Genomic DNA, 12,465 nt, shown 5'->3' on the forward strand with positions numbered 1-12,465 from the left:
TTTGTCGATACGCTTTTACGCACAGATTTCGCCATACGCAAGTATCCTAGCTACGCGGGGGCTTGGCCCCTCCCGCGACCGGACCTTCACCGGCTAGAAGATGCGTGCTTTCTGGGCACGCCTCACATGAAAGAGCCGATGGCGCGAGGCCATCGGCTTTTTTTCCAACGCGCACGAATTCCAAGGGCGCATTGCGGCGCTGCGCGGCGGTCGGTCTAACCCCATCCGCGCTGCTTAAACCGCAGCGACATTCATTTCCCAGCGTTCGCCAATCCCGAGGATCGGGGCTCATGGCAGCGATTGTTCTCCGGCTGCGCCTGTTTCTCCTTACTTACGCTCCGCGGCATCGTAATCCGCCACGCCGTTGTCTTCCAGTATCCCCAGTGTCACGTCCGTAATATCAGGGTTTTGAAGAAGCATGTCGCGAACTTTGAATTTAATATCGTCGGCATCGGCAAGCGACAGTCCGGGCTTCAGCTCGATCAGCCCGTCCACGTGGTAATACCGCCCTTCCTGCAAAATGCGCATCTGATATATATCCGTCACATGGGGCTCGGACAATATAGCCGAAGCTACATTGTCCTCCACTTCCTTCGGCGCGGCGACGCCGATCAAGCCGACCATATTGTCGTATCCAACCCGAAACGCGACAACGACCATCAAGAGGCCGATGGCGATCGTGAAGACACCATCCAATACCGCGAAGTTCGTCACCGCTGTGATGACGACTGCCATGAGCGCCAGCAGTGCCCCTGTCGTTGCCACCAGATCTTCATAAAACACGAGTCTCGTCGGCGGAGCCGCCCTCTTGACGCTGCGGAACGACTCCGAAATGATCGCGGTTCCTTTCGCGTTCGACCGCGTTTCGTGAATGATTTCCTTCATCGCCTTCCGCAGCACATACCCGTCTACGGCGACGGAGAGCAGCAGCACGATCAGATTCAGCACGAAACCGGTAGATGCGACCGGGTGCAGCACGAGATGGTATCCTTCACGAATCGTTTCATACGCCATGATCGTCACGACAATGACCGCAATCATGCAAAAAATATTGACCAACCGCCCAAAACCGGTAGGAAATCGGCGGGTCGGCCGTTTCTCCGCCAGCACGCTCCCTACGAATACAAAGGCTTGATTGACGGCATCGGCAATCGAATGCATCGTAGACGCGAACATCGCGCCGTTACCCGATACGGCTGCGGCAATGCCTTTGACGACGGCAAGAAACGTATTGCCAACCGCCGCCGTCGCCGACGACATGTTGCCTTTTCTGATTAAGCTCCACATCGAATCCGGACTCGCTGTCTTGTTCATGCTGCAGTGAATGCCTCCCATAAGATAGGGTGTAGTCCATACCTTCCGCAGAAACTTCCTTGGCAGGCTCCATTAGGAACAGGAATACGCTTCCTATATCTTTTCCCATAATTCGCACATTATGTTAGGGGGCAATTCGCCGCATGCGATGCATCGCTTGGACAGGAGCCGCGTTGGCTCCGTGCGGCACAATCATGCTGACAGCGACGTTACTCATGCTTGCATGATGTAATCCAGCGCGTTAGGCGTAACATACTCGGCCGCCAGCTCCGGCTTATTCGTCTGCAAAAACATCCGGACCAGCGTGCTGCTCGTATTCAAATGCTCGGTTCCCGGCGTCAAATATATGGTTTCGGCGAAGCACGCCTTCCGGTTGTACTGCTCCAGCTTGATCTCATAATCCAGATCGGACGATCCGCGGATGCCGCGGATGATGACATCGATCTTGTTGTCCTTGATGTAATCGGCCACGATGCCCGGAAACGATACGACGCTGATGGAATTCGTGATGTGCTCGGTCGACAGCTGCACGATGCGGTAACGCTGATCAGCCGTAAACATGTACTGCTTCGACCGGTTGCCGGCAACGACGATGTCAATATGATCGAACAGTCGCACAGCCCGCTCCAGTATATTCAGATGTCCCAGCGTGAACGGATCGAACGACCCCGGATAAATCGCTCTCATCTGCATCCCTCTCCTGCCAAATCGGCTTGTTTCCTTTATTTTACTCCTTTTCCGATGCGACTTCCATTTTCAAAGCGGCAATAACGATACCCCCGGCAGGCACGCCGGTACTTTGGAGCTGCAAGTGATGGACCGAAACACGAACCGGATCGTATACAGAGCACTATGGTATTTTGACGGAGGGTTCGGGGTATGGGGGAACGAGTGGTTACGATGCGGGCATGACTACACGTTTGTATTCAGGCCTAGGTAACAACGATCATCATAAAAAGATCCTGTGCATCGCTGCTGCACAGGATCTTTTGGGGCGTTCATCTACAGTATTTCACGCTATTCGAAATAAACGGCTTTGCCGGTTTTGGACGATTCGTAGATCGCCTCCAAAATTTCCGATACGACACAAGCCTGCTCCGGCGTAACGACCGGATCGATATCCTTCTCGATCGCTTCCAGCCACAGCCGCGCTTCCAGATCGGCCGGGCTTTCCTTCTTGCCGTCGTAGAAATCGACGCCTTTGGCATCCAGCTGAATCTGGTTCATGTACAACCGGCTGTGCTTCTCGCCATTAAGGCGCAGGCCGTCCTGCATATCGGCGCCGCCCTCGGTGCCGCACAGTGTCGTCTTCGCTTCGCCGGTCGCGAGCATGTTGATCGCCCAGCTCGACTCGAGCACGATCGTCGCGCCGTTCTGCATTGTGATCATGCCGAAGGCGGAATCCTCGACCGTGAATTGGGCAGGATCCCAGGAACCCCAGGCATTCGCCGCGTTCTCTTTATGCGACAGCTTGTGGAATGCGGTGCCGAGCACGGCCTTCGGCTTGTAATTGTCCATCATCCACAGCGTCAAATCGAGCGCATGCGTACCGATATCGATGAGCGGTCCCCCGCCCTGCTTCTCTTCGTCCAGGAATACGCCCCATGTCGGAACCGCGCGGCGGCGAATCGCATGTGCCTTGGCATAATAAATGTCGCCAAGATCGCCATCCGCGCAAACGCGCTTGAGGTATTGGCTGTCAGAGCGGAACCGGTTCTGGTAGCCGATCGTCAGCTTCTTCCCGGATGCTCTAGCCGCCTCGACCATTCTTCTGGCGTCCGCCGCAGTCTTCGCCATCGGCTTCTCGCACATGACGTGCTTACTGGATTCCAGCGCAGCAATCGAAATTTCGGCATGGGAGTCGTTCGGCGTGCACACATGAATGATGTCCAGCGTGTCGTCCGCCAGCAGTTCTTTGTAATCGGCGTATACTTTTGCGCCTTCTACGCCGTATTTTTGCGCCGCGTCATGCGCCCGCTGCTCGACGATATCGCAGAACGCCACCATTTCCGCATTTTTTTGATTTTTCAGCGCTGGCATATGCTTGCCGTTGGCGATGCCGCCGCAGCCGATGATGCCGATCCGGTATGTTTTGAACATTCCTTGTTCCTCCTAAAAGTAATAAGGTCTCCACCTTAGTATAGACAACTATTTGGAAAAAGAAATTGCCGATCTGGCGTTTCTTTTATTCGATTTTGCCATGAGGGCGGCTACAGCGATATTCTGCTCTTCTTCGCCGCCGCTTCCTGCAGCGCATCCATGACGACAGCCTGCCGAATCGCTTCTTGTGCAGGATCAAGCTGCAGCGAGCCGGAAGTTCCGCCAAGGATGCTGTCCGCAAAGTGCTCCGCCTGCTGGCGGAACGAGTCGATCCGCACCATCGAGAAGCGCTGCTCCCTCCCGTTCAAGACAACAATCAGATCGAGCACTTCCGGCGTAGCGCGGAAATCCACCCGCAGCTTCCCCTCCGTTCCGAATACCTCGAGGTACGCGCCTTGCATCGTATTGAAAAAGGAGCCGATCTGCGCCGTCCGGCCGTTCGCAAAATACATCGTGCCCACGAAGCTTTCGTCGACCTGATGAACCGGGTGCATCCGGGCGCCGGCTTCGACCGCAAGCGGCTCTTCTCCCGTGAAATACCTTACCCAAGCGACGAGGTAACAGCCGATATCATACAGCGACCCGCCGCCCCATGCCGCATTCCAGCGCGTACTGGCAGCGTCCGGAATGAAAGAGTAGTGGCCTTGAAGGTGAACCCATTGTCCGATGGAACCGTCGTGGAGCAGCTTGCGGATTTCATCGATTCCCTCGTAATAATGCCATACATGCGCTTCCTTGATCCGCACGCCGTATTGTGCGGCAGCCGCAGCCATTTCCTTCGCATCGTCGGCACTCATGGCGAATGGCTTTTCCACGAGCACATGTTTGCCGGCCTTGCAGGCCCGAATCGCCCACTCCTTGTGCAGATGATTCAGCAGCGCAATGTATACCGCGTCGATCTCCGGGTCGTCCAGCAATTCCCCATAACCGGAATAGGCGCGCGGAACCCCGTATTTCTCGGCCGCCGCGCGGCTGCTTTCTTCGTTCCTTCCGGCTACGCCGAGCCACATGCCGTTGCCCGCCCGAGTAAGCGCCGTTCCGGCTTTGCCGATAATTCGGCCCGTTCCCAGGACCCCCCAACGAATATTCCTTTGTGCCATAAGTCTTATCACTCCTTATTCGACAGATTTCCCGGGAAATGAGAGATCACGGCAAACAGGGCGCGCCTTGATGTGCCCGCCCTGATGTCCAGATCCTTATGCTATTATACCTTTTTATGGGTGGATGTGACCAGCTTATATCCGACGCCGCGAATCGATTCGATCTGCACCGACTGCTGATTCATCTCCAGCTTCTTCCTCAATGAGCTGACATGCACGTCCACCGTCCGCTGGCCTCCGATATAATCGAATCCCCAGACGATGTTCATCAAGTCGTCGCGCGTCACGACAATGCCCGGGCGCTGCACCAAATAAAGCAGTACTTCGAACTCCTTCGGCCGCAGCGGAATCGATTCCCCGTTCAGCACAACCTCATATTTCTCCGGGTAAATGAGCAGATCGCCGGCCGCAATGACTTTGTCGCTGGAGCCTGCCGTATGAAAGGCCGCCTCGTCGGCCGACGTACGGCGAAGCACGGCAGATACGCGCGCCAGCAATTCGGCCACGCCGAAAGGCTTCGTAATGTAGTCGTCCGCACCGTATTTCAAGCCCTGCACCACTTCTTCCTCGGCATTGCGCGCGGTCAAAATAATGACCGGCGTTTTATTCCCTTTTTGCCGGAGACGGGACAAAATTTCGAACCCGTTCATGCCCGGGAGCATAATGTCGAGTATGATCAAATCGAACGACTGCGCAAGCGCCGCCTGCAATCCGTCGCTGCCATGATCGACGACTTTCGTCTCGTATCCTTCCTGCGATAAATTGTAAGATAACAGCCTCGCCAGCGTTGGCTCGTCTTCGATTACCAAAATTGTATACGGCATGGGAATCCCCCAAATCAGTTGTGAACCTCTGAACCTCGCCTCTATCATACCAAAGAATCGTTAACGAATTGTAAAGCGATCGTAAACGTTTCGTAAATTTTGCGTTAAGGCTGAAGAAGCGGCAGCTCGATCGTGAACCTCGTCCCTACGCCGACCTCGCTCTCGACCCGGATCGTTCCCTTGTGCAGCTCGACCAGATGCTTGACGATCGACAGCCCCAGGCCCGTACCGCCGGAGCTGCGCGAGCGCGCTTTGTCAACGCGGTAAAATCGCTCAAAAATGCGCGGCAAATCTTTCTTCGGAATGCCGATGCCGGTGTCGGCGATGTGCAGCCGGACCTTATCGTATTCCTCACCTTCGGCGCCGCTGGCGATCGGCTCTACCTTGATCTTCACTTTGCCGCCCTCGGGGGTATAATTGATGCCGTTGGACATCAAATTCATCAAAATTTGCCGCAGCCGGTCTTCATCTGCTTCCATATACACTTCGCCCGGAACCTGCATCGACAGCTCGATCGATTTTTTCCGCGCCTCCGCCTCCATCACATGCAGGCAATCTCCGATGAACGTCTGCAGATGCACCGGGGAAAACTGCAGCGGAATGCGCTTCGACTCGATCTTCGACAGCTCCAGAATGTCGCCGATCAGCCGGTTCAGCCGGTCGCTTTCATCGAATATGATTTGCAAAAACGAGCGCGCTGTGTCCTTATCGTTCAACGCGCCAGCAAGCAGTGTCTCGGCAAACCCTTTGACGGCGGCGATCGGCGTCTTCAGCTCATGCGACACATTGGCCACGAACTCGCTGCGCATCCGCTCCAGCCGGCGCACGGCGGTAATATCGTGCAGCACGATCAGCACGCCGGCCCATACGTCATTATTTTGCCAAATCGGATTCAGGTTAATCTCGAGAATGCGTTCGGCCGGATAATAAAAGATCACCTCGTCGCGAATATGCTCCTTCGTATCGACGCATTCCTGAATCAGCTGCATGAATTCCAGCTGCTGTTTGGCCTGATCGAATTTTTTGCCGAGCAGCTCCTGGGCCGCGAAGCCGAGCAGTTCTTCAGCCGAACGGTTTAGCAGCGCGATCCGGCCTTCCCGGTCGATCATGACGACCCCGCTGATCATATTCTCCAGCACGCTCTTCAGCCGGTTCTCGTCTTCGGAAATGCGCTCCATCTGAAGCTGCAAGCTGTCGGCCATCTGGTTGATCGCCTGCCCGAGCTGCCCGATTTCGTCTTTATGCGAAGGCAGCGATACCCGGTATTTGTAGTTCATATCCGTAATTTGCTGCGCGACCCGCGTAATGAGCTCGATCGGACGCGTGAAGCCGTACGCGACACGGTAGCTGATCAGTCCCGCCAATACAAAGACCGCAAGCAGCCCGCCGAGCAGCCCGTACCATACCCGGCGTATCGCCTGCTCCACCTGCTCCAGACTCATCGCCAGACGAACATAAGCGACGGACGATCCCGCTTCCTTCACCGGAACGGCGGCATACAGCATATTTTGCTGGAGCGTGTCGCTGTACCGCTTGGCGTAGCCGATGCTGCTCCGCTTCGCCTGTACAATCTCTTCGCGGTCCGCATGGTTTTCCATCTCCGCGGAACGGCGGTCCGAATCGGCGATCACTGTGCCGTCCTCGCGGATGAAAGTGACCCGGGTATCGGCGGATTGCTTGAGCCGCTCAGCCCATCCCGCATAATGCCGCTCGATATCCGCCGCGGTGCCGCTCTGCTTCCAGTCGAGCGTCGCCAGCATCACCTGCAGCTCCCGCTTCATATTCCCCTGCAGCGAGTCAATATACGAATCCTGCAGCTTCTTGGCCATGAACAGACCCGCCACCAGCACGGAAGAACCGATGATCAGGACGAAGATCATCGTCAGCCGGACCCGAAATTTGTTCATCATGCATATTCCTCCACGCGGCTGCGGCTGCGGTTCCCGGATGATAAATCAGCCGCACGGCGCCGTTTTTCTCCCTATCGTACAAGAGGCGTTCAGGAAACGCCAGTGAACTTTTTGTAAAAGGGCATATGGACCACTTTCTTCATAAACCAGTGGTTCAGCGTCGCGAACGGCTGCTGGATCAAGATCGACAGGACGACCGGCACCGCGGCGAGCGGTTCAAAGTAAGCAAGCGCCAGCACGAGGCCGAGCGAAATATTCCGCATGCCGGACGAATACGTAATCGCCACAATCAGCTCGGGCTTCTTCAGCCACAGCGAGCCGAACAGGCCGATCGCGTAGGAGAACAGCACGAGCAGCACGACGAGCGGAATGACCGAGAGCATGTCGTGCTTCAGTTTGACGACGTAAGGCTCGATGGCCGCCGCGTTGATCATGACGACCAGCACCATCGCCGCCTTGGAGGTCGGCGCACACACCGGAGCCGACCATGCTTTGAACCGCTGCCTGGACAGCTCGCTCGCCAGCACGCCGAGCATCGTAGGCACGACGATGATTTTGAGCAGGTCGAGCATCACTTTCGTATGGTCGAAGTCGATCGACTTGCCGAAGAACAGCTCGACGGCCAGCGGAATGACAAACGGGCTGAGCGCCGAGTCGATCACGATCATCGCCAGCGTCAGCGCGACGTGCCCTCCCGACAAGCCCACCCAGATCACGGACGATACGCCGAGCGGAATGATCGCGAACAGCACGAAGCCGACGACATACGGCGAGTCCGCGCCGAAGGCGGCGACGCCGATGACGTATCCGACGACCGGAGCGATGATGTGCGCAAGCGCAAACGTCAGCAGCATCGGGCCGGGCATGCGCAGCGCCTCGCGGATTTGCTTCCAGCTGCAGCCGCTGGCCATCACGAAGGTGAGATAAGCGAACAAGTACGGCGCGGCGGAGACCAGCCCGATAAAGTGCCGAGAAAAAAGAAACCCAAGTATCAGCGATACCGGGACAATGATAGACAAATATTTTTCTATATACGCGTTCAGTCGAATTCCGAATGCACCCATGTTCATCGGTCCGTTCCGAGCCTTAGGCGAAGACCGGTTCTTTGAACTGGGACAGCTTCTCGCGGGAGTCTTTCTCCACGTCGGCGTGCAGGCTGTTGCCGTGCGAATCCATCGTGACGATCGCCGCGAAGCCTTCGGTTTGCAGATGCCACATCGCTTCCGGAATGCCGAATTCCATCAGGTCGACGCCTTCCACTTTTTTGAAGCATTGCGCATAGTATTGCGCAGCCCCGCCGATTGCATTCAAATAAACAGCACCGTGCTCCTCCAGCGCCTTGAGCGTTTTCGCGCCCATGCCGCCTTTGCCGATGACGGCGCGGATGCCGAACTTCTTGATGATATCGCCTTGGTAAGGCTCCTCGCGAATGCTGGTTGTCGGTCCTGCCGCTTTGACGACCCAGGAGCCGTCCGATTCTTTGGCCATTACCGGGCCGCAGTGATAAATGACGCCGCCGTTCAGATCGACCGGCGAATCGTGATCCATCAAATATTTGTGCAGCGCGTCGCGGCCGGTATGCATCGGTCCGTTAATGATGACGACGTCGCCGACGCGCAGCTGGCGGATCTGTTCTTCCGAAATCGGCGTTTGGAGCACGAACTCGCGCCGCTCGCCGGCTTCCACAGCCGCTTCATCTTGTCCCATCGGCACTTCCTCGCCCTTCGGATAGACCCACTCCCGAATTTCGCCGGTACCGGCGTCAATCAACACGCCCTGTCTGCGGAACGCCCAACAGTTGTAGGCGACGGAGACGAAGAAGCTCGCAGGCAGGCGGTTCATGACGCCGATCTTACAGCCGAGCAACGTGACTTGGCCGCCGAAGCCCATCGTGCCGATGCCGAGCTTGTTGGCGTTGTCCATCACGTATTCTTCCAGCTTGCGCAGCTCTTCGTTCGTGTTCACGTCGTCCGCCGCGCGGAACAGTTGATGCTTCGCCAGCTCATACCCCGTCGTCCGGTCGCCGCCGATGCCAACGCCAATGAAGCCTGCGCTGCAGCCTTGGCCTTGCGCCTGATAGACCGCATGCATAATACATTTGCGGATGCCGTCCAGATCGCGGCCGGCTTTGCCGAGACCTTCAAGCTCCGTCGGCAGGCTGTACTGGATGTTCTTGTTCTCGCAGCCGCCGCCTTTAAGAATCAGCTTCGCTTCGATCTCATTCTTCTCCCACTGCTCGAAGTGAATGACCGGCGTGCCCGGTCCGATGTTGTCCCCGCTGTTCGCTCCCGTGAGCGAGTCAACCGAGTTCGTCCGCAGCTTGCTATCCTTCGTCGCCTGCGCCACCGCTGCGATGATCTGCTTCTTCATCTCGATCTGGTTCGCGCCGACCGGCGTATGCACGATGAACGTCGGCATGCCCGTATCCTGGCAAATCGGCGATACGTTGCACTCCGCCATATGAATATTGTTCGCAATCGTCGACAGCGACAGCGCGGAACGCGTCCCCGCGTCTTCCTTGGCCTGGGCAGCTTGAATCGCCTGACGGACGTCGGCCGGCAAGTTCGTGGACGTTTCGACGATCAGGTTGTAAATGCTCTCTTGAAAATGCTTCATAATCAATGAGGTCTCCCTTCGCTCGATAAAAAATAATGATGCGCAGCACATAAAATCATAAATCTATCATAGCACATTCCGATAGGGACAAAAACATTCGATTTGACCGTTTCGTGCTGCTACGGCGCGTCTGGTAGGCGGCACTGCGCGCTTTTTGCAAAATTCGAGTATCCCTCATGCAGGAAAACGCTTCACTCTCGCGAATTGATTCCATATCGACATCCAGGACATTGTAACTAGAAATGAAGGAGCCCGGAACTACTATGAGGAACCTCGTCATCAAGGCGATCGCCCTAACGCTCATCGGCCTATGCTTCACCGTCCCTTCCTTGCTTGCAGCCAAAGGCACCGTCATGTACAAGGACCAGGTGGCGATCATTATGTACCATCATATTGACGACGACGCGCAAAGTCCGGGGACGATTCGGACGAAGCTGTTTCAGGATCAGCTCGTCTATTTGAAGAGCAAAGGCTATCAGTTCATTACGCTGAAACAGTTCAAATCATATATGGCCGGCGGCTCCGTGCCGAACAACGCGGTGCTGGTTACCTTCGACGACGGTTACGAAAGCTTCTATATTAATGCTTACCCCATCCTCAAGCGCATGCGCATTCCCGCGGTCAACTTCGTCATTACCGGGGATCTCGAGAATCCGCTCGCCAGCTATATTCCTTCCTTATCCAAAGACGAAATTATCGAAATGACGAGCGATACGAATTTCATCGACGCGCAGTGCCATACGAATAACATGCATTACACATTGGCGGACGGCAATCCTCCGCTGATCGGAAGAATGACCGTGAGCGGCAGGAAAGAGACGGACGAAGAATATAAGCAGCGCATTGTCGGCGATACGAAAGCGTGCGCGAGTGCGCTCTCGGAGCTGTACAGCGAGCCGATCGACGCGTATGCATACCCGTACGGCATTTACGACAAGCAGTCCATGGGCTATGTCGTTCAAGGCGGGATGAAATACGGCTTCACCGTCGTGCCGGAGATGGTCACCCGCGACATCGACCCGATGCAGCTGCCGCGCATCAATGCCGGCAATATAGCGATTTCGCCCGAAGGGCTGCACAATTCGATACTGCGACGTATCGTAGCTCCGCCCGCGTCCGAGGTGCCGCTGGTCGAAACGATGAGCCAAATCGGCGGCAAAGCGACCGTATCCGGAGAAAAGGTCCAGCTGCAATACAAGCAGCTCCTGTGGTCCGGGACGGAAAACGGCGCCGCACTGACCGCAGCGGACGGAACTGCGCTGACACTGCGCAAGCCGCTTGCGCTCAAAAGCAATAAAATGTACATCACTCTGAAAGATTTGGAGCAGGCGTTCGGGGTGCAAATCGTGTATAATCCTACTGTGCAAAGCTTCACCGTGCGCCAAAGCCCTGCGGCGAAATAAGGCGCCTACGGATGAGGAAGCGAAATAATTTTTAACTAGGATGATGAACGGTGGACAGTCATTTTTTTGCTTACATGTACCGGCTTCGCTATATTGAACGCTGGAGCCTGATGCGCAACGTCATGAAGGAGAACGTCGCCGAGCATTCATTCCATGTGGCGGTGCTCACGCACGTGCTGTGCACGATCGCCAACGAACAGTTCGGCAAGCAGGTGCCGACCGACAAAGTCGTCAGCATGGCGCTGTTTCACGATGCGACGGAGGTGTTCACGGGCGACATTCCGACGCCGGTCAAACATCATAACCCAAAAATTCTCGCCAACTTCCGGGAGATCGAGCATCTTGCCGCGGAACGGCTGCTCGACATGATTCCCGAACCGCTGCGGAACGTATACGATCCGCTGATCGATACGAAGAAATCGGATGATTACGAGCTGAAAAAGTATGTGAAAGCCGCCGATCTGCTCGACGCTTATCTCAAATGCGTCACCGAAATGTCGGCCGGCAACCGGGAATTTGCGACCGCGCAAAAGCAGATCGCGGAATCGATGCAAAATTTGGCAATGCCGGAGCTGGATTACTTCCTGAAGCATATGGCGCCGAGCCTGGAGAAGACGCTCGATGAGCTGTAATCCCGGGTTCCATCCGGCGATGGCGATGGACACGCGCGTAAATGCGCACAAAAAAACAGGCCTGCGTGAGATGTTCACGCGAGCCTGTTTTTTTGTGTGTCTGCGGCGCTTAAAACAAATTCGGGAATTTCATGACCGTCACAGTGAGGAAAAACAGCACGCCAACCACCGTGCTGAGCGTGCGGATCGAGCCGATCTGGCCTTTAATGCCGCTTCCCGACGCATCGGACAGCGCGACGCGCATTTTTTTGCCCAGAATGCCGGACACGGCGCCGATCGCTAGAAACAACACGACGGACAGCACCATCCAAAGAACGGAGTAGCTCGCCTTGCTGACGAGATACCCGCCGGACAGGAACGAAATGACCAAAGCCAGCTGGCCGACGCGGTTCAGCGCGAACAGCACATTCAGAAATCCGAATTGCCCCGTGCCGGTCGGCAGCGCCTCCACGCGGGCTGCCAAGAAAGGCAGCGCCAAATAAAACCCCATCATTATTGCGCCAAGCACATGCAAATACAGTAACACCTGTACCATGTTTGGGTTGCCTCCCTATCTCTTTCTTATA

11 protein-coding genes are annotated in these 12,465 nt (G+C 56.0%); 2 read left to right on the forward strand and 9 right to left on the reverse strand.

From position 1 onward, the window contains the following. Positions 1 to 327: 327 nt before the first annotated feature. From KXG62_RS30670 to KXG62_RS30705, 8 genes are all read right to left on the reverse strand, one after another. On the reverse strand, positions 328 to 1,314 hold the full coding sequence (locus KXG62_RS30670) for a cation diffusion facilitator family transporter (protein ID WP_218095812.1): 987 nt from the start codon (positions 1,312 to 1,314) through the stop codon (positions 328 to 330). A gap of 213 nt (positions 1,315 to 1,527) precedes the next feature. After that, entirely contained in the window at positions 1,528 to 2,001 is a 474-nt protein-coding gene (gene coaD / locus KXG62_RS30675; protein WP_218095813.1) for a pantetheine-phosphate adenylyltransferase, read from the reverse strand. A 330-nt stretch (positions 2,002 to 2,331) separates the two neighbouring features. Beyond that, a complete protein-coding gene (locus KXG62_RS30680) occupies positions 2,332 to 3,414 on the reverse strand; it encodes a Gfo/Idh/MocA family protein (RefSeq protein ID WP_218095814.1) in 1,083 nt (360 codons plus the stop codon). A 110-nt stretch (positions 3,415 to 3,524) separates the two neighbouring features. Further along, positions 3,525 to 4,514 (reverse strand): Gfo/Idh/MocA family protein, encoded by a 990-nt coding sequence (locus KXG62_RS30685; protein WP_218095815.1) that lies wholly within the window; start codon positions 4,512 to 4,514, stop codon positions 3,525 to 3,527. 104 nt (positions 4,515 to 4,618) lie between these two features. Next, complete coding sequence (locus KXG62_RS30690) at positions 4,619 to 5,338, reverse strand: response regulator transcription factor (protein ID WP_218095816.1); 720 nt, start codon at positions 5,336 to 5,338, stop codon at positions 4,619 to 4,621. Positions 5,339 to 5,442: 104 nt separating this feature from the next. Then, the gene (pnpS, locus tag KXG62_RS30695; RefSeq protein ID WP_218095839.1) at positions 5,443 to 7,245 is read right to left on the reverse strand and encodes a two-component system histidine kinase PnpS; all 1,803 of its coding nucleotides are present in this window, start codon (positions 7,243 to 7,245) and stop codon (positions 5,443 to 5,445) included. Between the two features lie 92 nt (positions 7,246 to 7,337). Further along, positions 7,338 to 8,318, reverse strand: a complete 981-nt coding sequence (locus KXG62_RS30700; RefSeq protein ID WP_425517398.1) for a bile acid:sodium symporter family protein — start codon at positions 8,316 to 8,318, stop codon at positions 7,338 to 7,340. A gap of 16 nt (positions 8,319 to 8,334) precedes the next feature. After that, positions 8,335 to 9,864, reverse strand: a complete 1,530-nt coding sequence (locus KXG62_RS30705) for a fumarate hydratase (RefSeq protein WP_218095817.1) — start codon at positions 9,862 to 9,864, stop codon at positions 8,335 to 8,337. Positions 9,865 to 10,127: 263 nt separating this feature from the next. Between KXG62_RS30705 and KXG62_RS30710 the strand changes: the two genes are divergently transcribed. Both KXG62_RS30710 and yfbR read left to right on the forward strand, forming a co-directional pair. Next, positions 10,128 to 11,267, forward strand: coding sequence for a polysaccharide deacetylase family protein (locus KXG62_RS30710; RefSeq protein ID WP_218095818.1), 1,140 nt, complete (start codon positions 10,128 to 10,130; stop codon positions 11,265 to 11,267). Between the two features lie 50 nt (positions 11,268 to 11,317). Then, positions 11,318 to 11,899, forward strand: coding sequence for a 5'-deoxynucleotidase (yfbR, locus tag KXG62_RS30715; RefSeq protein WP_218095819.1), 582 nt, complete (start codon positions 11,318 to 11,320; stop codon positions 11,897 to 11,899). Positions 11,900 to 12,008: 109 nt separating this feature from the next. On the opposite strand, the gene KXG62_RS30720 is transcribed toward yfbR, so the two are convergent. Beyond that, complete coding sequence (locus KXG62_RS30720) at positions 12,009 to 12,434, reverse strand: hypothetical protein (protein ID WP_218095820.1); 426 nt, start codon at positions 12,432 to 12,434, stop codon at positions 12,009 to 12,011. Positions 12,435 to 12,465: the final 31 nt, after the last annotated feature.

Source organism: Paenibacillus solanacearum (genome assembly GCF_910593845.1).
Lineage (GTDB): Bacteria > Bacillota > Bacilli > Paenibacillales > NBRC-103111 > Paenibacillus_G > Paenibacillus_G solanacearum.